General features: G+C 47.1%; 16 protein-coding genes. 8 read left to right on the top strand and 8 right to left on the bottom strand.

Annotated elements, in window-relative coordinates; genetic code table 11:
- The first annotated feature begins 268 nt into the window (after positions 1–268).
- Positions 269–3,577 (top strand): PAS domain-containing sensor histidine kinase, encoded by a 3,309-nt coding sequence (locus D0A34_15430; protein ID UNU20083.1) that lies wholly within the window; start codon positions 269–271, stop codon positions 3,575–3,577.
- 159 nt (positions 3,578–3,736) lie between these two features.
- Complete coding sequence (locus tag D0A34_15435) at positions 3,737–5,614, top strand: guanylate cyclase (protein UNU20084.1); 1,878 nt, start codon at positions 3,737–3,739, stop codon at positions 5,612–5,614.
- Positions 5,615–5,628: 14 nt separating this feature from the next.
- Here D0A34_15435 and D0A34_15440 read toward each other — a convergent pair whose 3' ends face one another.
- Positions 5,629–6,396, bottom strand: a complete 768-nt coding sequence (locus D0A34_15440; GenBank protein UNU20085.1) for a YebC/PmpR family DNA-binding transcriptional regulator — start codon at positions 6,394–6,396, stop codon at positions 5,629–5,631.
- A gap of 145 nt (positions 6,397–6,541) precedes the next feature.
- Entirely contained in the window at positions 6,542–7,180 is a 639-nt protein-coding gene (locus tag D0A34_15445; protein UNU20086.1) for a histidine phosphatase family protein, read from the bottom strand.
- 63 nt (positions 7,181–7,243) lie between these two features.
- On the opposite strand from D0A34_15445, the gene D0A34_15450 reads away from it, so the two are divergent.
- Together D0A34_15450 and D0A34_15455 are read left to right on the top strand one after the other, a co-directional pair.
- The gene (locus D0A34_15450) at positions 7,244–7,516 is read left to right on the top strand and encodes a BrnT family toxin (GenBank protein UNU20087.1); all 273 of its coding nucleotides are present in this window, start codon (positions 7,244–7,246) and stop codon (positions 7,514–7,516) included.
- Positions 7,503–7,724: a hypothetical protein gene (locus D0A34_15455; GenBank protein UNU20088.1), complete on the top strand. Its 222-nt coding sequence runs from the start codon at positions 7,503–7,505 to the stop codon at positions 7,722–7,724. Before D0A34_15450 ends, D0A34_15455 begins: the two co-directional genes overlap by 14 nt.
- 541 nt (positions 7,725–8,265) lie before the next feature.
- Here D0A34_15455 and D0A34_15460 read toward each other — a convergent pair.
- Positions 8,266–8,634 carry a DUF91 domain-containing protein gene (locus D0A34_15460; GenBank protein ID UNU20089.1) on the bottom strand — a complete coding sequence of 123 codons (369 nt, stop codon included), beginning with the start codon at positions 8,632–8,634 and terminating at the stop codon, positions 8,266–8,268.
- Between the two features lie 277 nt (positions 8,635–8,911).
- Here D0A34_15460 and D0A34_15465 point away from each other — a divergent pair, with 277 nt between their 5' ends.
- Positions 8,912–9,265, top strand: a complete 354-nt coding sequence (locus D0A34_15465) for a DUF4864 domain-containing protein (GenBank protein ID UNU20090.1) — start codon at positions 8,912–8,914, stop codon at positions 9,263–9,265.
- Between the two features lie 10 nt (positions 9,266–9,275).
- Here D0A34_15465 and D0A34_15470 read toward each other — a convergent pair whose 3' ends face one another.
- Positions 9,276–9,977 carry a class I SAM-dependent methyltransferase gene (locus D0A34_15470; protein UNU20091.1) on the bottom strand — a complete coding sequence of 234 codons (702 nt, stop codon included), beginning with the start codon at positions 9,975–9,977 and terminating at the stop codon, positions 9,276–9,278.
- 333 nt (positions 9,978–10,310) lie between these two features.
- On the opposite strand from D0A34_15470, the gene D0A34_15475 reads away from it, so the two are divergent.
- On the top strand, positions 10,311–12,176 hold the full coding sequence (locus tag D0A34_15475) for a sugar transporter (protein UNU20092.1): 1,866 nt from the start codon (positions 10,311–10,313) through the stop codon (positions 12,174–12,176).
- Between the two features lie 559 nt (positions 12,177–12,735).
- Here the strand turns inward: D0A34_15475 and larE are convergent.
- The 4 genes from larE to D0A34_15495 all read right to left on the bottom strand — a co-directional run bounded on the left by larE (position 12,736) and on the right by D0A34_15495 (position 16,472).
- Positions 12,736–13,563: an ATP-dependent sacrificial sulfur transferase LarE gene (gene larE / locus D0A34_15480; protein ID UNU20093.1), complete on the bottom strand. Its 828-nt coding sequence runs from the start codon at positions 13,561–13,563 to the stop codon at positions 12,736–12,738.
- Between the two features lie 358 nt (positions 13,564–13,921).
- Complete coding sequence (locus D0A34_15485) at positions 13,922–14,695, bottom strand: ABC transporter permease (GenBank protein ID UNU20094.1); 774 nt, start codon at positions 14,693–14,695, stop codon at positions 13,922–13,924.
- 254 nt (positions 14,696–14,949) lie between these two features.
- Positions 14,950–15,948 (bottom strand): hypothetical protein, encoded by a 999-nt coding sequence (locus tag D0A34_15490; GenBank protein UNU20095.1) that lies wholly within the window; start codon positions 15,946–15,948, stop codon positions 14,950–14,952.
- A gap of 5 nt (positions 15,949–15,953) precedes the next feature.
- Positions 15,954–16,472 (bottom strand): hypothetical protein, encoded by a 519-nt coding sequence (locus tag D0A34_15495; GenBank protein ID UNU20096.1) that lies wholly within the window; start codon positions 16,470–16,472, stop codon positions 15,954–15,956.
- 227 nt (positions 16,473–16,699) lie between these two features.
- On the opposite strand from D0A34_15495, the gene D0A34_15500 reads away from it, so the two are divergent.
- Both D0A34_15500 and D0A34_15505 read left to right on the top strand, forming a co-directional pair.
- On the top strand, positions 16,700–17,833 hold the full coding sequence (locus D0A34_15500; GenBank protein UNU20097.1) for a cob(I)yrinic acid a,c-diamide adenosyltransferase: 1,134 nt from the start codon (positions 16,700–16,702) through the stop codon (positions 17,831–17,833).
- Positions 17,834–18,296: 463 nt separating this feature from the next.
- Entirely contained in the window at positions 18,297–20,264 is a 1,968-nt protein-coding gene (locus D0A34_15505) for a calcium-binding protein (protein ID UNU20098.1), read from the top strand.
- Positions 20,265–20,353 lie beyond the last annotated feature (89 nt).

Below are 20,353 nucleotides of genomic sequence, written 5' to 3' on the forward strand. Positions count from 1 at the left end.
GATAAGTCCCTAATACCTTCGGTGATACTAATTTCCAAAAAGAAGGCAACTGTAGACCCATGATCCAAACCATGATGGAATCAGTCATTGCCAATCCAAAATCTCACATCTAAAATGGTATTAGTCGCCTCCCCCGCCGGCTTTTTTTGGCTGCTGGCTTTGTTAACAAGGCTAAATTAAAAATAAAATTATACAATAAGAATGGCTCCAGCTCTTTATAAATTTTTATTGTTCTGTCCCCTCCCTGGGAATTTGGATATTGCCACCGATGACAACAGACTCTTTCCACCTGTCTCTCCTAGAGCGGGCGATCGCAGCTTCGAGTAACAGTATCCTAATCGCGGATGCTAGCAGGCCTGACATACCTATTATCTACTGCAATCCTGCTTTTGAGAAACTGACCGGTTACAGTGCCGAAGAAGTTATTGGACGCAACTGCCGGTTTTTGCAAGGCCCCGATACCGATCAGGCCGAATTAGATAAACTCCGCAGCAGCTTGCGAGCAGGAACGGAAATTCAGGTAGTTCTCAAAAATTATCGCAAAGACAAAACTCCTTTTTGGAACGAATTAATCGTTTCCCCCATCCTAGACAACGAGGGAAAATTAACTCATTTTATCGGGGTTCAGAACGATATTAGTAAAAGAGTAGCAGCCGAAACAGCCCTGCAAGAAAGTGAAGAAAGATTGCGGGCGATCGCCACTGTGACTCCCGTTCCCATGTCAATTACACGCCTAGAAGACAGCGTTATTTTGTATGCCAATCCTGCCCTAGGGAAAAGTTTAGGTGTGAGTTCCGAACAACTTATCGGACGCAAAAAAATTGAACTTTATGCCAATATCAATGACCGCCGTCAATTGATAGAATTAGTCAAACAAAACGGCTTTAGCGACAGCGAACAAATCTGCCTTAGGAAACCAAACGGCAGTTTGTTTTGGGTAAAAATGTCGATGCGCTCGATTAATTTTAACGGCGAAGCCGCAATTTTATCGGCATTTTACGATATTACCGCTCGCGTAGAAGCAGAAACAGCACTACGGCAAAGCGAAGCGAGGTTTCAAAAACTAGCTGCCAACGTTCCCGGGATGATTTATCAATTTCAGTTAGCAGCAGACGGTACTTTGTCATTCCCCTACGTCAGTTCCGGCTGCCGCGAACTCTGGGAATTAGAACCCGAGGTACTCCAAGATTCAGCTATTCCCGCCATCGAAATGATTCATCCAGAGGATGCGCCCAGCTTCCATGAATCAGTTGCTATCTCAGCTAAAACTTTAGAGCCTTGGCGGTGGGAAGGCAGATTTGTTTTTCCGGGGGATCGGATTAAGTGGATTAGCGGGGCTTCCAGACCAGAACCGGGCGAAAAAGCTGACATTATTTGGGACGGCTTGTTGATTGACATTAGCGATCGCAAACTTGCAGAATCAGCACTGCGGCAAAGCGAAGCCAGATTTCAAAAAATGGCCGCCAACGTGCCGGGAATGATTTATCAATACTTGCTGCATCCCGACGGTTCCGATGAATTCATTTATGCCAGTTCAGGCTGTTGGGAGCTCTACGAATTAGAGCCAGAAAAAATTCAAGAAAACTCCGGTTTAATGTGGTCAATGGTGCATCCAGAAGACCTAAAATCCATGTTAGAATCAATCGCAATTTCCGGCGAAACTTTAAAACCTTGGATATATGAAGGGCGGATCGTAACCGGATCTGGAAAAGTAAAATGGATTCGTGGCATTGCCCGCCCCGAACTGCAACCGGGCGGCGATATACTGTGGGAGGGAGTGACAATCGACATCAGCGATCGCAAGCTAGCAGAAATCGCCCTCAGCGAATCAAAAATGGCCCTGCAACAAGCCAATCAAGAACTTGAAAAGCGCGTCCTAGAACGCACGGAAGCCTTGCAAACCTCCCAAAATATGCTGTGGTCGGTAATCAACAACATCCCTCAGTTAATTGCCTGGAAAGATCGAGATTTAGTTTACTTGGGAGGCAACAAAAACTTTGCCAAAGTCGCAGGTTTCAATCACCCCAGTGAAATCGCTGGTCTCACCGACTTCGATATGCCTTGGAAGCCCGAAGAAACAGAAATTTTTCGGGCTTGCGACCGTCGCATCATGGCAACAAACACCCCAGAATATCACATCATAGAATCCAAAATGCAAGCCGACGGCACCCAGTGCTGTCTGGATACAAATAAAATACCTTTACACGACAATTCCGGCAATGTTGTCGGCATTTTGTCTACGTTTGAAGACATCACAGATAGGCTTTCTCTAGCAGCTCAAGTCCGGGCCAGCGAGGAACTATTTCGCACAATTTTTGAAGATGCACCCATCGCTATCTACTTAGCTAATTTAGACGATAACAAGTTAGTGCGAGTCAATAAAACTTACTGCGAAATGCTGGGATATACCGCCGAAGAATTGCTGAACAAAACATTTACAGAACTTGGGCACCCCGAAGATTATCCAAACAACCTCCAAGTTGCTCATTCTCTTGAGCGGGGAGAAACTAATAGCTATCAAATTGAAATCCGCCAGCTTGCCGCTACAGGTAAAATTGTTTGGGTAAACGTGACAGCTACTTTGATTCGAGACGCCGAAGGAAAAGCTATTTACAAATTAGGGATGATTGAAAATATAACTAACCGCAAAATTTCCGCCGCCGCACTCCAAGCTTCCGAATCTCAATTAAGAAAACAAGCATCCCAATTGCAAGAAGCCTACGAACAGCTACAAAACGCTCAAATCCAATTAGTTCAATCAGAAAAAATGTCGAGTCTCGGTCAGATGGTGGCTGGCATCGCCCACGAAATCAACAATCCAGCAACTTTTATTAACGGTAATATTTCTCATACATACAACTATTTTCATGATTTAATAGAACTCTTAAGTCTCTACCAGGAATGCTACCCCTCCCCAGTTCCTCAGATTGCTGAAAAAGTTAAGGATTTAGAGCTCGATTTCCTGAAGGAAGACTTGCCCCGAATGCTAAACTCCATGAGAGTAGGAATAGAAAGAATCAGTAAAATTGTATTGTCGCTGCGGAATTTTTCGCGACTGGATGAATCAGAAATGAAGTTGGTAGACCTTCATGAAGGAATTGACAGTACGCTGTTAATTTTGCAGCACCGATTGCATCAGGGAAGTAGAAAAAGCCGGATTGAAATTATTAAAGAATACGGAAAAATCTCGAAAATTCACTGTTGTGCGGGGCAGTTAAACCAGGTATTTCTCAACATTATCAGCAACGCGATCGACGCTCTAGAAAACCAACCGCAACCTCGGACGATCGTGATTCGCACCCTCATGAAAAAAGCTGGCCTGAAAAGCCACAGTAAAAACCAGCTCACTGATTGCGATCGCATTGTAATTTGCATCGCCGACAGTGGCCCGGGAATGAGCGAAGACGTTCGCAAGCGGCTATTTGACCCGTTCTTCACAACCAAGCCCGTAGGGGCTGGAACCGGCTTAGGATTATCCATCAGCCATCAGATTGTGGTAGAAAAACATAAGGGAAGTCTGCGGTGCATCTCAGCGCCCGGACAGGGAGCGGAATTCTGGATTGAAATCCCGTGCTGAGCGATCGTCCATTAATCTAAAAGTTTAAATATCTAACTTTTAATTCCCAATTGCCGTCGGTGCTTGAGTTATCAGGGTTTTGAATTAACCGCACTCAGAGGCCGGAACAAATCGCACTCAGCGGTGTGCTAATCTGCTGCCCTTATTCGCTAGGCAATTATGCTGAAAAAACTACCTTTATCCTGGTCTCGCTACATTCCAGCCGGGTTGACGCTGGCTTTGGGCGTCGGGCTGTCGGTTCTGACATTCGCCTTGGTTTGGGACTGGGAAGACAAGCGCCGCGACTACGAAATGCACCGCCGCATTGACGATATTTCGATCGGCATCGAACGTCAGCTCAACTCCGACTTAGATACTGTTCTCGCCCTCAGCGACTACATGAAAGCCTTCAGCGCCGTCGAGCGTTCCTCTTTTGCCCGGTTTGTCGCCCGTCCCCTATCCGTCCACCCCAGCCTGCAACTCCTGGCTTGGGCCCCCCGCGTCCCGAATTCCCAGCGGCGCAACTACGAAACCAAAGCTAGAACCGAAACCGACCCCAGCTTCGAGATTACAGAGCGCGGCCCGCGAGGAGAACTCCGCAAGGCCCTCCAGCGTTCCGAATACTTCCCGGCTTTCTACGTCGAACCACCAGCCGGAAATGAGACAGTATTAGGCTTTGACCTCGCCTCCCACCCAAAAATCCGCGTCGCGCTCGATCGAGGGCGCGATACAGGGGAAATGATTATCACCAACTACATCGGCCTAACTGAGGGCAATTCCCCGGAACTGGGTCTTTTGGCCATAGTTCCGATTTACGAAAACAGCAGTAAACCCACTACCCTGGAATCCCGTCGCCAACTGCTACAAGGATTTGTTCTGGGCGTATTTCGAGGCAAAGATATTTTCCAAACCTCTTTAAAAGGACGCAATACCGACTACCTCAATATTTATCTCGTTAGCGAGGCTCCAGACAAGCAAGAAGCACCGTCGCTGTTACCCCAAACGGGGAACCCGGTTCTCAAAAATCTCCCTGCTGAGCGCCAAATTCAGCAATTTGCGGTGCAGTTCCAATCCGCGAGCCAACAAGTGCTTCCAGCATCAGCCACTGCTGACCGAGCCCTGATGCAAAACTGCCCGATTCTTGACAATCCCGGCCCGAACTATACAGCTTGCAGAAGGCGACTGAAAATTAGCAGCGGCCAGTGGTCTATGTACGTGTCTGCAACGCCGGAAATTCGCAGGCTTCGCAAGCACTGGCGCTCTTGGGGAACTCTGACGATGGGGATGCTGTGGACTCTGATTCCGGTGACATATATGCTGACCTCTTTGAGCCGCACCGCCCAAATCGAAAAGCTAGCCCGAGAAAGAATTCGCCAAGCCGAACAGTTGCAGGCTGCTTACCTACAGTTGGAACTCGAACAAGCTAAATCCGAGCAACTGCTGCTGAACGTTTTGCCGGCAGCGATCGCCCTGCGTTTGAAGGACAATGAACACAATATCGCCGAAAGTTTTGCGGAAGTGACTGTGATGTTTGCCGACATTGTGGGGTTTACAGAGCTTTCGTCGAGAATTTCAGCGACGGCGGTGGTGGAAGTGCTCAACGATATTTTTTCGGCTTTTGACCACTTGGCCGATCGCCACGGTTTGGAGAAAATTAAGACTATTGGTGACGCTTACATGGTTGTCGGCGGTTTGCCGACGCCCCGAGAGGATCACGCCGAGGCGGTTGCGAACATGGCGATCGATATGCTGCACGAAATTCGGCTCCTGAGTTTAGAACATTCGGAACCTTTCAGCATTCGGATTGGGATTAGCAGTGGCCCTGTCGTTGCCGGCGTCATCGGCTTAAAAAAGTTTATTTATGACCTCTGGGGCGACACAGTAAATATTGCTTCGCGCATGGAATCCCACGGGATTACTGGCTGCATTCAAGTCACCACCGAAACCTACCAGCTATTAAAAGATAAATATACTTTTCAGAAGCGCGGCGCCATTCAAGTTAAGGGCAAGGGATACATGGTTACTTATTTACTGACTGGGAAAAAAGAATTGCCATAAAACTTTTTTTGGCTTTAAACCATGACCGAAGACATCAATTCATCTGTCATTTCAAAATTCGCCGTCACACTTTGCACATCATCCAAATCTTCCAGTGCATCCATTAACTTAAGGAGTGATCGAGCTTTTTCAGGAGTGTCTATTTCCACTGTATTGCTGGGAATCCAGCGATTTTCCGACTGCAAAACTGCAAATTTTTTTTGTTTCAAAACATCAGCCAGCTTTTCCAAATGAGCTACACTTGTAAATACCTCTGCACCTTCAGTATCCTCATCAATTAATATCAAATCATAAGATTCCGCAGCCGCCTCTAGCGATGCTTCAAACAATTGTTCCTCATCAATCGGGCCGCGTACCGTACAAACTCCTTTGTGGTCAAACATCCAGCCCACACAACCAGTTTCGCCCAAGTTGCCGCCATTTTTAGTAAAAGCTTCTCGCAAGTCAGCCGCTGTGCGGTTGCGATTGTCTGTCAGCGCTTCAATCAGAATAGCCACCCCGCCAACGCCGTAACCTTCGTAGCGAATAGCTTCTAAATCCGAACTCCCCCCCGCCAAGCCGGCACCTTTGGCGATCGCCCTTTCTATGTTTTCATTAGGAATATCCGCCGCCTTGGCTTTTTCAATAGCCGTCCGCAGTTGAAAATTGCCAGCGGGATCAGGAACTCCGCTGCGGGCCGCGACAATAATTTCGCGAGATATTCTAGCAAAAACCTTGCCTTTAACGGCATCAACTCTAGCTTTTTGGCGTTTAATATTCGCCCACTTACTGTGTCCAGCCATACCTATTTAAGATTTTCGATTTAAAATTTGCGATCGAGATTAAACAATAACACCCAGATTCGGACAAATCAGATTAACGTAGGGTGCACCTCGGCGCACCTTACACACATACCATAAAATGCAATTTTTCGCACGAATCTCAACTTTAATTAAACCGGATCACGGCTTCAGAGTCACTCAGGTGAGAAGTATCGCCATTAAGTGCGATCGACCATTCTCCCTCACCCCGCACCACTTTCACCAAACAGCACAAAGAAGCGTTAATTTCCGTTTCAACACAGCCAGCCAGCCCGATCGCAGTTCCTAAAACCGATGCACCGTGACCTACCAATAACATATCTTCGGGAAACTCAGCCGCGAGGCGTTTAGCAGTTTCCCCCGCCCTTTTGAAACAAGCTTCCCCAGTTTCGGGATAATTAGCAATACCGCCTTTGTAGGAAGCATCTATCCTGGGAAAACGCCTGCACAAAGCTTCGACGGACTCAGTTTCTGGCATTTCTGGCATCCATTCCGGATTCAGCCATTCGCACAGTCCCCACTCTAGTTTAATTGACAAATCGAGAGCTTCGGCCGCGTGATTTGCTGTTTGGACAGTTCGCAGAAAAGGGGAAGCAAAAATATGAGAAATTCCTTCTCCTTTGAGGCGATTGGCGAGTTGTTTAGCTTGAACGTGACCGTCTTCGGAAAGGTGGGGGTCATAGGGGCGTTCTGCGGTGAGAAACCAGTCGGGGTTAACGAAGTCGATGCGGTTTCCGTGTCGTGCGATCCAGACTGTTTGTGGCATGAGTTGGTTTGAGTTTTGCTTCTAGGTGTAATATTATATCAAAGATGCTGATTTTGGCTCTTTATGAAATTCGAGTGGGATGAAAACAAGGCTGCGGTAAATTTGTCCAAGCATGGCATCTCATTTGAGGAAGCCAGAACGGTTTTTGACGATCCCCTCTACGTCGATTTCTACGATCCGGATCACTCTGATGAAGAAGATCGCTATATTATTGTTGGAGAGTCCCAGCAAGGTAATTTATTGATAGTGTCGTATACAGAAAGAGCAGATTTTATTCGTTTGATTAGCGCCAGGAAAGTAACACGAGTGGAGCGAGAAGTTTATGAAGAAGGATGAAACAGGGATGGACGATGATCTTCGGTCGGAATATGATTTGAGGAAGTTGAGTGTAAGAAGGGTAGGATCTGGACGAAAGACCTTTGGTGGTGTAAATATTCGTTTAGAACCGGATGTTGCAGAGATGTTTCCCGATTCTGAAGCAGTAAATGAAGCTCTACGGTTTTTGATTAGAATTACTAAAGAAAACGTGGTGTCGGAGAAATAAGCTTAAAGTCTTTGTAGCCACTTTCCCAAGGATAAATTAATTAGAAACTCCAAAATATTAGATTCATGTGTGGCTGAGTTATCTCAGTTACATAGTGTTTTAAATGCCAAGTTTGAGCTTCCCAATCAGAAGCAGAATAACGAGAACCCACCGGCCAGTGGCGAAGATAGGAATACTCATCTATTTTGCTAAGAGATAAAGCATCATTCTGCTTTCGGTTATAAATCGCCCTTCTCCCAACCCTGTTACAGTTATCTCTGCAAGGGGAAAGAGGTAGCCATAACATGAGTGCTGGTCTAATATAACCTTCCCTTGCTCTTCTATCTACACAAATCTGAGCGCATAGTTTACTTTTACCTTTACCATAGCTAATGCTTTGAGAGCGAATTATTTCTTGCATACGGGTGTCAAATCTGAGAATCTTCTCCCGAATTCTCTTGATTATCTGCTGTTCGTCATCAATAAACTTCTTGAGTAGATTCCGAAACTCTCTGGGTGGCTTCGGTATATTATCAGTGCTTTCTCTTGGATGATATGTAATTTATACTTGTGAAATATGTTGAGTATCTACATCTTTCAGTTGTAAATTTAAGTGGTTCTCAGAAAGAACGATCGCAAATTGCAAAAACTGAAAAAATAGCCCGTGATATTTCCTGTCTGTAAAATTATATCTGTGAAATTTTGGCGCAATTGCTATTAACCGAACAGGTGGAGCGTAATCCACGCGATCGGCAAAAGGTTTGTGTTCTAACAAAGCATCGTAATAACGGGTTAACTGCTGAACGACATATCTATCTTCGCCGTTTTTCAACTCCAGCACAACTAACCGTTTATTCTCGTCCACCGCTATAATATCGCATCTTTGCTCGTTGACAGTGAATTGCCGCTTGATGACTGTTAAACCGAGCAAACTTTACAAGTGAACTTCGACAAAATCCTCTAAGGCTTCTTCATTTGCAAATTCCCACCCAGACCCTGTTTTCCTCAATGCGGCGCTACTTAGCATTTTGACAATTTTTAAAGTCTTTAACCAATTTTACCACTAATGTCTGTAGTCCGCCGGGGTTTAAATAAACCCCGATCGCCCTGACAGCTTCCCAGCCATCCCGCAACAAAATCGCCTTTAAGTGGGAGCGCTATAATAGTAACTATTCGACACTCCCACCTCTTGACCAATCCTTAAAAATATGCTCATCAGTGAAAGCGATCGCGCTACCATTCGCTCAGTCGTTGAACAGCAACTACAAGCATTTCAAAAAGACGATGCTGCGCTCGCTTTTTCCTTCGCCAGTCCCGGAATTCAGCAGCAGTTTCGCACAGCCGAAAACTTTATGCAGATGGTAAAAATTGCCTATGAAGCTGTCTACCGTCCGCGCTCGGTATTATTTGAAAACCTCACCACTGTAGAAGGAATCCCCGCTCAGCCAGTGCTGTTGCTGGACTCGGAAGGCATCCCCATCCGAGCCATTTATCTCATGGAAAAACAGTTTGATAAGAGTTGGCGAATTAATGGCTGTTATTTGGTTTCGCTACCAGAATAATAAGTTATGCTTACTTTTCTGCTGAGCTTTTTTTGCTAACTCGCAGCATCTTATTCCCGCCTTTTTGAAACTCATAAGGAGCCTCTTGAATTTCTACACTAAAACTTCTCTTTTTCAATTCTGTGAAAATCGGATTTAAGTGATCGGATTCCTCCCCGCTAAAACTCTGCAATAGAGGGAATACCCGGACTTCCTTCGCAACCCGACACATTTCTGTAATTGCTTGCAGATGAAATTCTTCGGAAAGCAGGTGAGAATAAGCAAATAAGAAATGGCTGCACAAAGCTAGATCGAATTGACCGCTGTCGAAAGGCAAAACTGGCAGCTCAGCATTCAGGTAGCGGCCTTGCTGCAAGCCTGATGGAAAATCTTCTAAAAATTCCTGCATCGCCTTCATTCGCACTTCGCCTAGCTGGTACGGCGATTCAAAATTATTCCACAGATAGCCGTCTACATTTGCTTTAACAGCATCAATCACAGTTTGATATGTTTCTTGGATGCGATCGCCTATTTCCACCGCACTAAACTGATAAACTGGATCGCAAGAAATTACCTTTTTACCTTGGCGAGTCATTTCGGCATTGAAACTCGCCGGGCCGCCCGCACAATCCAGAATTGCTAGCTTGAGGTCACTTGATGTCAAGCTAAACATTCCTATGTATTCATCCAAGCAGCGTCCCCAGGGAATTACTTTATCCAATTTTAGTGACACTTGTCTTTGTCCCGCAGATAGAATTATCTAATATTTTACCTCAAATCAGGGCGGTTTTTTCCTATCGCCTTTCGGTGGCGGGTTGATTTGTATCCCGATTTATGTATGAAGAATTTTGCTCAAACGAGATCCTAATCCTGAGAACAGTTGGCGGGCTTTACAGTTTCTTTACAAACAAGGTGCACAATAGTTAAGTGCGATCGCACAATTTTTATGATTCCACCTGTGGATTTTGCAGCGAAGCGAGGCTACACTAAACAGCAGGGAAAATAAACTAAAATCAGCTAGCTAAATTGCTCTCGTTCATTGGCAGGTTGCAACCAGGAAAGAAAGATGAAACATACCGTTCAAACCGCTACAAGTCTGAGTTTGTCAGCACTCCTGGCGCTATTGAGCTCGCTGCCCAGTATAGCTCAGTTGCCTGCCGTCAGAACTCCTGGAGCCACTCCTACCCCAAACCGGCCGAGAGTACCGCCGCCACCTCTTCCGGGTTCGAGTTTGCCACCGAGCGGCAATTCTGGTTCGGTGACACAAGAAGCAGCTTATACTTTAGGATCGGGCGATCGCATTGCTTTAGAGATCTTCGGCGTCCCTGAATTCAGCAGAGAATATCAAGTGTTAGTTGACGGGACGCTCAATTTGCCAATCATTCGCAGCGTCTCCATTCAAGGGTTGACGCTGGAACAAGCCGCTAACGTAATTACCAGGCGATACGAACCCTTCATCAATGTTCCCGTTGTTACCGTGACTCTGATGGTCGCTCGCCCCCTAAATATAGGTCTTGCGGGTGAAGTTACTCGCCCGGGTTCCTACAAGATTAATCCCACTAGAGAAGGAGGAGGAGTAAAATTCCCGACTTTGATGGAAATGCTGCAACTTGCACAAGGGGTGACATCAGCAGGAGATATGCGAAATGTCCAAATTCGCCGTCCCCGCAGAGGCGGGCCGGAGCAAGTTACTACTGTAGATTTGCAGGATTTTTTAGAGACGGGAAATTTGCGTCAAGACGTTACCATTCGAGATGGAGATACAATTTTTGTACCGACAGCCAGGGCCCTGAATACTCAAGAAGTTCGTCAAAGAGCCAGTGCTAATTTTTCCGCTGATATTACTAAACCAATTGGCGTAGTAATTGTCGGGGAAGTGAACCGGCCAGGGCCTTATACTGTATTTGCTTCGGATGTGCGATCGAGCAACCAACAAACAGAGTTGAGTTTTGTATCTATCGACCAACAGCAAGGAGCAGTTGTGGGCTTACCAACGATAACTAGAGCACTGAAGATTGCTGGCGGTATTACGACCGAAGCTGACATTCGCCGCGTGCAAATCCGCCGCCGAGTCAGAGGTGGCAACGAACAAACTATCATGGTAAATCTGTGGGATTTGCTGCAAAAAGGCGACACAACTCAAGATATTTTGCTGCAAGAAGGAGATAGCGTAATTATCCCGACTGCGGCTACTGTAGACTTGGCTGAAGTTTCTCAAGTGGCAAATAGCAGTTTTTCTCCGAACGCGATTAGCATCAATATTGTAGGAGAAGTAATTAGGCCTGGGGCTTTGCAGGTGCGGCCTAGTACATCCCTGCACCAAGCTTTGCTGACCGCAGGCAGTTTCAATCAATTGCGAGCTAAAAAAGACAAGGTAGAACTATTGCGTTTGAACCCCAACGGTACTGTTTCTCGCCGCACGATCGAGGTAGATTTTGCTCAAGGCTTGAATCCTAATAATAACCCAACTCTCCGCAACAACGATGTGATTCTGGTAGCGCGATCGGGCTATACTAGGGTAGCAGACAATATCAACAGATTCTTGCAGCCGATCGCAGGAGCTGCAACGGGGATCAGCGCTGTTAGCGGCGTTTTTACTGGGTTTCAAGCAACTATCAACGCTTTTCAAAACTTATTTTTGGGAGGCGATTTCGAGCGGCGAAATCAGCTCAGACAGATTCGCGAACAACGTCAAGACAGACAAGAGCAACGTGAAGACAGACTGCTAGAAAGAGAGCTAGAACGTCAAGATAGATTGGAGCAAGCAGAAGACAGAAGACTGCAACTTGAAGACAGAAGACTGGAACTTGAAGACAGACAGCGGCAAATAGATCTTGAGAATCGGCAAATTCAAATCCAGGAGCAGCAACTTCTGCTCCAAAATCAGCCGCAGCAAATGCAGCCACAGCAAATTCAGCCAACTACTCCTTGATAACACTCGGGCGTTGAAAGTTAGCCACCCTCTTTATGGATCGGCGGTTGAAACCCCTGCATAGAGTCCAACGAAGTCGGAGCAAAGAGGGACTAAGAAATAAAGGGGGTATTAAAACCGGATTTGCTATTACATGGCACATCCCAAATCTACGGCAAACATCCTAGGCGTTGCTGATTTACGGTATGAAACGTTAAATATGCCCGTCATAAAAACCAGTATCCACAAAGCTTTTGGATTTTAAAGTTATTTTTTTCATACCCTGATTAAGTAACGCCACTTTGAGATTGCTTCATATTGTTTCCGGTTGCATCGGAATGATATAGAGGACACCGCGAGTAATAATTAATTCCGATGCTACCGGAGTTGATATCCCTGAGTTCGCTGGGCGACAGAAATACGTTAGTTTTGGGTAAGTCCTGTAATCCTAACAATTCGAGCCTTGAAAGGTATAAGTTGCTACATCAACAAAGGTAAAGGTTCGATTGACATGGTTCCCCTTTGTCCATGTCCCAAACTACATCAATCATGAGAAATTTTTTGTATTCGGGAAAATTAATCAACCTTTTGCCTGCAACAACTGCGGCTGCAAAACCTGATTTAATTTGCCGCTGCGAAACCCCTCCAAATCCAAAGTCGCGTACAGAAAACCAAACTCCTGAAACACCGCCACCAATGCAGGCAAATCCGTATTCAGCACAAACTCCTGAATCTCCTCTGCGGGTAACTCAATGCGCGCCGTATCTCCGTCCGATCGCACTCGCAAATTTTTCAGTCCCAACTGCCGCAAATACCGTTCGGCGCGCCCCACTCTTTGCAACTTTCCTACCGTGATTTCTTCGCCGTAAGGAAAGCGTGAACTCAAACAAGGTTGAGCCGGTTTGTCCCACCAAGGCAAATCCAATTCTTTTGCCAACTGCCGCACTTCAAATTTAGTGATTCCTACTTCTGCTAAGGGCGATCGCGCGCCGCGTTCCTTTGCCGCCTGAATCCCCGGACGGTAATCCTTTAAATCATCAGCATTCACCCCATCGACCACATAAGGATAACCCTTTGCTAGTGCTAGCGGTTTCAAAGTATCGTGCAGTTCGCTTTTGCAGAAATAGCAGCGGTTAACCGGGTTAGAAGTGTAATTTGGATTTGCCATTTCCTGAGTTTCTACTTCCTGGTGGGCAATCCCAATTTCTGCTGCTTGAATGCGCGCATCTTCTAAATCTTCTGGCAGTAAAGACGGGGAAACTGCCGTCACTGCCAAAGCGCGCTCGCCCAACACATCAAAAGCGATTTTTGCCACCAAAGTGCTGTCAATTCCGCCGGAGTAGGCAATCAAAGCCCGTTCCATTTGTGCGAAAATATCTTTTAATTGTTCGAGTTTTTCCACTAACATAATTTCAATTTTTATTACTCCTAAGCTATCGTAATCTAATTTACAGGGTGATTGCTCTTCAACATCTTTAGGACTTACGCACGATTGTTTAGAAACCGGGTTTTTTTACGAAAAGAGGCGTTGTAGACCGCAGATTCGGTAAAAAACCCGGTTTCTAGGCCCCGATGCGTAAGTCCCTGATCTTGTGGGGAGGGCAGAAAAGCCCGCCCAAAGGTACTATTTAAATACAGAACAGCTTATTCGGGCTCAATTAAAAGTTTGAGTTTTAGTCGAGATGTCTGAGCGAGCGCCTCCTTGATATTTTAGCGTGATAATTTGATAGATATACTCAAACTTTTGAAAGTAGGGCAGGCGCGTTTTAAAATTCCCTACGGGAAAATATGGCGATCGCAATTGACAGCAGCAGCACCACATACAGCAAACCGTAGCCAGCATCTGTAATCAAACCTGCTAAGTAAGGAACTTGTCCGTAAACAGCATCGTTTCTCAAATTGAATCTGGCTAAATCCGGCAAAACCAGATAAAGTCCCATCATCAATTGTTCAAGGCCAGGATTTTTAGTTAACTTGCCCAAAGCCACTAAATCCCGCGTCGAATGTCCCATTAAATAAACGCCAAATGTCAGTAAAGTTGCCAGCAGGGAACTGCTAAAAACCCCAAATAAAATCCCGACACCAGCCATGAGACACAGCTCAAACCAGATAAACAGCGAAGCGATTAAAATGCTTCCCAAAGGGAAAGGAATGCGGCTCAAACTCAGAATAGCCAGATAGATAACAGTCATTGCTGCTACGAGCACCGCCAGCACCGCCGACAGCCCTAAGTGCTTGCCCACAATTAGCTCAGCCCGACTTATTGGCTTAGCCACTAACAGATAAACAGTGCGCTTTTCAATTTCTTTGTTGACCAACCCGGTAGCCACAAAAACTGTGGCAATTAGACCGAGAATGCTCATAGCAGCCAAACCGACATCTAAGATAATTTTCTTCTCGGTTGTCGCCGCCAATTCCGGTATCAACCGTACCGAGGCGCCCATCAACAGAGCAAAAATAATAATTAAGTAAAGGATGCGATCGCGAATTACTTCCCAAAATACATTGGTCGCGACTGTCAAGATTCTTCTCAAATTCATCTAGTTATTAACCCGCTGGAAACTTTCGCAATCAATACTTTAATATAAGGAAGAATGAAATTCGGCAACGCGCAGTGAATGGGGATTTAAGGGATTTAACGGATTGGATGTTGAAGGAAGAAGTCCTAGGTTCGAGGGAAGATTCTCTCCCATCTCCCACTCTCCCCATCTCCGCCTCTCGGGCTTGGATACTCTCCCCATATCCCCCTCCTCCCCTTTCTTCTGGGACACTCTCCTAACTGCCTGAGACAGGCTCAAACTTGACTGTCCCCCGCCGTTCCATCTTTTTTCTGTCCGGGTTGAGAGCGTTTGATGGCAGCGCAGGTTACAGTCGCCCTATTTCCTATCTCGAATACCTCGCAAGATTTTGTAAACGAATATGTTTCCGGTCTAAAAACCACCCCCAGCCAAGTTGCCTCCATCTCTAACTGATAGCGGGAATCTCCTTGGACGATCGAAGTTTTGACATCCCACTTCGCATCTTCTGCGACTACCCCAGTTGTTTTTAAGGCTTGATTCCGCAGAAAAAACCGCTCGTTGTCCATATCTATTAACATTTGCTCTACCTGCGCCCACGGTTTTGTGCGGGCTTCATTTTGTAGGTATCGCTCCATTGCATTGAGGATAACAACTCCTCGGGAGCGATTAATAGTTGGCTGTTGAAATGTCACCACATAATCGCTTTGCCTCAAATCCTGGGATAAAACGCTCGGGTACTGTCGTATCCAACCTTGAATTAAAAAGTGAAAAGCAAACCAACAGGAAAACAGCAGGTGAACTAGAGTAATGATCAAAAACTGAGGCCGCACCAACGACCTGATACCTTCCCGTTTTGACTCGCTATTCCAAACCTCTATTGTAGCAAGAACTACTACTGCTATAATTGGGCCGGATATCCATGCTATTTCCTTCCTATCCGACGGCAATCTTACCAGCAACCACAATCCAATTAAAATGCTTGTCACCCACGGACTCAGACTTACTCCTTTAATCACAAAAGGTTGCTGACTGGTCAGCAAACCCATTGAAAGTGTAAAAAATAACCAGCTCATATCAAAAAGCAGAGTTCTCGTCCGCCAGTCAGTGACTGCCGCCACTGTCAGCAAAGCTAAAAAGATGCTGAGCAGTAAAGGAGTCTTCCAGTGGACAACTTTAGGCGGAATCATCGCCTTTTGGATTTTTTTATTGGTTTCCCAAAGGTTGTTCGTCAGTTTAGTGAGTTGCTGAGTGACATCCAAAAATTGCTTCATCATAAATTTCAATAGACGCTTTGCAAAAACAACACGGTTAAAATAACGACATTGCTAACAGTGTGGGCGATTAAAATTCCCCCAAACTGGGTAGTTACTTGAAAAGTTCTTTTGGGAGGACGGCGGGTGAGGGTTGGCGGTCCTAAAAACTGAGGCTTGGAAGCTTTTTTATTGCCGGAAACCATGTTCTCTATGAATTCTAATCCCTGCCATTTAGCTATAAAAGTTACTGCTAATACTGAGAGGGCTATCATAGTTATTGGAGCGTAAACATTATCCCCTCTACCTAATAAAATATAACCGATAAGCTGTTCCCGTAAATCTTTGGTAAGAACGCTTTCAATGCCCAAGAAAACTAACCAGCCCACACAAGTGCAAGATAGATTGAGGATGGCTGTATATTCAATGCTGGTTTTGGGGCCGAGTTTAAGTAGTTTTTGCAAAAACCACGATTCGATCGCGATCGCCAAAAACATAATTAAAATTTGCACCAAAACAGTCCGAAATGGGAAAACACTCGCAATCATAAGCCTTTAGGTATATCAGCCCGTGTTAAATTTTAATTGTACAGCACAAACGGAATAATCTTAACCGGAGGTTTGAGCACCTGATTGCCTTAGATCGATGCTTAAAAGATTGGGGGTTAGGAGTTATCGTATAATCTGTTGAGATCCGCCAAGAGAATGGAAAAATTAAACATTCAAGGCGCGCGATCGAATACCCACCCCGATACAGACTCAAACAACTGCTGATTATGGTAAGGAATGGCATTGGTATTCGGACAGCCTCATCCCGGTCGGAACGCGCCGCGGGTCAGATTCACGTCTACGACGGCGCTGGTAAAGGCAAGTCTCAGGCAGCTTTGGGAGTAGTGTTGCGGTCGATCGGGCTGGGTATTAATTCTGACTCGCCCACGCGAGTCTTGTTGCTGCGCTTTCTCAAAGGCCCCGGCCGCTCCTACGACGAAGACGGGGCCATAGAAGCCTTGCAACGGGCATTTCCGCACTTGATCGACCAAGTGCGTACCGGCAGAGCCGAATATTTTGGGGCCGAAGCAATCACCCGGTTTGATCGCGCAGAAGCTCAGCGAGGCTGGGATATCGCCAAAGGAGCGATCGCCAGCGAGCTCTATTCGGTCGTGGTACTAGATGAACTAAACCCCGTATTGGACTTGGGTTTACTGCCAGTTGACGAAGTAGTCCAAACCCTCAAAAACAAACCAGAATATTTAGAAGTCATCGCCACAGGCCGAGCGGCCCCCGAAGCTTTGCTGGAGATTGCCGACTTACACTCAGAAATGAAGCCCCACTATCACCCCGCAGCGGCAGAGCATCATATTTCCGGTATCGAAATATACACTGGAGCGGGGAAAGGCAAGTCTACGAGCGCTTTGGGCAAAGCTTTGCAGGCAATAGGTAGGGGTATCAGTCAAGACCAATCTCACCGGGTGTTAATCGTGCAATGGCTCAAAGGTGGCACCGGTTATACAGAAGATGCGGCGATCGCAGCTTTGCGGCAAAGCTACCCGCAGCTAGTAGACCACCAGCGGTGCGGCCGGGATGCTATAGTTTGGCGGGGGCAACAGCAAGAGCTAGACTGCATAGAAGCAGAACGCGGCTGGGAAATCGCCAAATGTGCGATCGCCAGCGGCTGGTACAAAACGATTATTCTCGACGAACTCAATCCCACAGTAGACTTAGAACTGCTGCCGGTAGAGCAGATCGTAGAAGCCCTGCTACGCAAGCCGCGGGATACAGAAATTATTATCACCGGGCGCTGCCACAAACCCCACGCTTACTTTGACTTGGCAAGCGTACACTCCGAGGTATACTGTCACAAACACTACGGCGATCGGGGCGTAGAACTAAAGCGGGGCGTAGACTTTTAAAGCCCGGAGCGGTACGGATTTCAATCCGGGCCAGAATTATTAAATGACGGCCCTGCCTGGAAAACCGGAAATTGCCACAAAGCCTTGTTACCAAGTAACAAATCTCCCAATTTCCCTTGTCTTCCCGATCACCCAGATCTGCCTTTTTTAATCTTTAATTTCCTGCCCCGGACGCGATCCCCGACCGCCAATCCAGAATGGAACATTAAGAAGATGAGCCGCGTCTTCTTGAGCGTGAGCACCTGAGACAGTGCACCAGGATTATTAAAGGGTGAAGACTTTGAAAATAAAAGCTTACAAGCAAAAAGTCGGCGAGGGAGAAAGTCTAGACAGGGTTAAGGCCTGTAGGCTAGACTTGCGGCTGGCAAACAGGTTAAACTACAGCGGAATCCAAACATTCGGTGTTCTAGGCAGTGTCTGTAGTCGCACCAGCGATGACCAACAAGTAGAGGAGTGAAGCTTTATGACAACGTTAGATGACAATCCTAATCAACTAGATTTAAACCTTCCGGGACTAGGCCCGGATACAGTATTCGCCGGAGCCGGGGCGGATTTCGTTAGAACTTCCACCCTGGGCGGCAGCTTAATATTTGGCCAAGCCGATAACGATACTCTAGTTTCAGTTGGCCCGAACGATACCATATACGGGGGCGACGACGAAGACTCAATCAGATCCCAGCGCACTCCGGCTTTGCTGTTTGGCGACGCAGGCTCGGACACCATAGTCGCTGAAGCCCGCGCTACCGTGGCCGGCGGTTTGGGAGAAGACATCCTCCAAGGTACTGTCGAAGCTAACCTGATGTTTGGTAATCAGGGCGCAGATACGATTCTGGGAGGGGCGCAGAGAGGAGATTCCCTCTACGGCGGTAAGGACAATGACGCGATCGGCTTCTTCATCGCAGGCGGTGGGAACAACCTTTCTTTACAGGGTGGCTTGGGTATTGGCTTCGCTGGCAATGAAGGCAGCAACTACTTGCGGGGTGATTTGGGCGACGACTTGGTTGTAGGTATCAATGTAAGAGACACTCTCTTTGGCGGTAGAGGCAACGACACCCTAAGAGGTGTGGCCAGCAACAGCTACCTGTCGGGCGATCTTGACGACGACATCTTAGTCATTACCAACAGTACGCAAAGCAGCCCATTTACTTCCGCCGTCATCACGATCGGCATTGAGAGAACCACCTTGATTGGCGGTGGCGGCAACGATTTTCTCAACGGCGCGATCGGCGAGTTTGGTGCCGGCAGAAACTTCTTTGAGGGCGGCGACGGTAACGACACGATCAACGTTTTTGCCACTTCTGATACTGCGTTGGGAGGTGCAGGCGACGACTTCATCGTGTCGGCGTCGGTGCCGAATGTAATTTCGAGCGTAGGCGCCTCCAGTTCATTTCCCGGCTTCGCGGGTCGCAACTTGCTCGACGGCGGAGTGGGCAATGACACGATCGTCGCTGCCTTCTCCAGCGATACGATGATTGGCGGTGAAGGCAACGACAGCCTGAGCGGTACCTTTACTAACGCAGCCGGTGGAGATGGCAACGATACTATCGATGCTACCAGGGCCATTTTTGCTGGTACTGGTACTGCTTTGATTACTCTCGAAGGCGGGTTGGGCAACGATTTGTTAATTGGCTACACCAATCCTACTGGCAGCACCTTCACCGTCACCAACCTCATGAACGGTGGCGAGGGAAGTGACACAATCATCTTTGGCAGCCAGCGCGATCGCGTAATTGGCAACGTTGCCGGTAACGACTTCATCTCCTACGCTAGCAGCGTCACCTTTAGCGGCACAGTCGCCAACTTGATTACCGATACCTTAGGCAGCAACTTCATTATTGGTGGCAACGGCACTGATGTCATCACTACTGGTAACGGGGATGACATCCTGTTCGGCGACACATCCAACACTACCCTCGGAGGATTCGGGGACGATACCTTAAATGCTGGCGCCGGGAACGACACGATGCTGGGCGGCTTTGGGAACGACTATTTGATCGGCGGTGACGGTAACGACTCTCTCGGTGGGGGGCCTGGTGCTGACACGCTGCTTGGTGGCTCCGGTAATGACAGCTTCTACTACAACAACTTCGGCGAGGGTGGCACATTGGGTAGTGGGCCAGACCAAATCGGCGATTTTGTGGTCGGTCAAGACAAGTTTATCTTGCAATTCAACAGCTTCCCCGGATTGAGTGCAGTCGAAGGTACGAATCGACTTTCTTCGAGGTCGTTCTTGGTGCTTGAGAGCGGGGCTTACAGTGGCCAGTTTGGTCCCGCCGGGGCGAGCGCGTCACAGCCGTTCCTCTTTTATGAAAATGGAACCGGACGACTAGGATTTGACTCTGACGGTACTGCTGGTCCTGACACAGGCGTTACGCTGGCAATTCTGAATGGCAGACCGGGCCTGACGGCTGGTGACATTACCCTGATTTAATTTGGGTAAAAGTGGGTGGGGTCGATTCTGAAACATCGCCCTACCAACTCCAAAAACTAATTGTGCTATGTTTCGAGCTGGGGATATCC

Origin of the sequence: Microcoleus vaginatus PCC 9802, assembly GCA_022701275.1 — a bacterium.
GTDB classification, from domain to species: Bacteria; Cyanobacteriota; Cyanobacteriia; order Cyanobacteriales; family Microcoleaceae; genus Microcoleus; species Microcoleus vaginatus_A.

Excerpts from the sequence above, each read along its gene's own strand:
- D0A34_15490 (UNU20095.1), bottom strand. The coding sequence starts at position 15,948 with ATGATGAAGCAATTTTTGGATGTCACTCAGCAACTCACTAAACTGACG.
- D0A34_15445 (UNU20086.1), bottom strand. The coding sequence starts at position 7,180 with ATGCCACAAACAGTCTGGATCGCACGACACGGAAACCGCATCGACTTC.
- D0A34_15500 (UNU20097.1), top strand. The coding sequence starts at position 16,700 with ATGGTAAGGAATGGCATTGGTATTCGGACAGCCTCATCCCGGTCGGAA.
- D0A34_15450 (UNU20087.1), top strand. The coding sequence starts at position 7,244 with ATGAAATTCGAGTGGGATGAAAACAAGGCTGCGGTAAATTTGTCCAAG.
- D0A34_15440 (UNU20085.1), bottom strand. The coding sequence starts at position 6,396 with ATGGCTGGACACAGTAAGTGGGCGAATATTAAACGCCAAAAAGCTAGA.
- D0A34_15455 (UNU20088.1), top strand. The coding sequence starts at position 7,503 with ATGAAGAAGGATGAAACAGGGATGGACGATGATCTTCGGTCGGAATAT.
- D0A34_15505 (UNU20098.1), top strand. The coding sequence starts at position 18,297 with ATGACAACGTTAGATGACAATCCTAATCAACTAGATTTAAACCTTCCG.
- D0A34_15430 (UNU20083.1), top strand. The coding sequence starts at position 269 with ATGACAACAGACTCTTTCCACCTGTCTCTCCTAGAGCGGGCGATCGCA.
- D0A34_15485 (UNU20094.1), bottom strand. The coding sequence starts at position 14,695 with ATGAATTTGAGAAGAATCTTGACAGTCGCGACCAATGTATTTTGGGAA.
- D0A34_15465 (UNU20090.1), top strand. The coding sequence starts at position 8,912 with ATGCTCATCAGTGAAAGCGATCGCGCTACCATTCGCTCAGTCGTTGAA.
- D0A34_15495 (UNU20096.1), bottom strand. The coding sequence starts at position 16,472 with ATGATTGCGAGTGTTTTCCCATTTCGGACTGTTTTGGTGCAAATTTTA.
- larE (UNU20093.1), bottom strand. The coding sequence starts at position 13,563 with ATGTTAGTGGAAAAACTCGAACAATTAAAAGATATTTTCGCACAAATG.
- D0A34_15435 (UNU20084.1), top strand. The coding sequence starts at position 3,737 with ATGCTGAAAAAACTACCTTTATCCTGGTCTCGCTACATTCCAGCCGGG.
- D0A34_15475 (UNU20092.1), top strand. The coding sequence starts at position 10,311 with ATGAAACATACCGTTCAAACCGCTACAAGTCTGAGTTTGTCAGCACTC.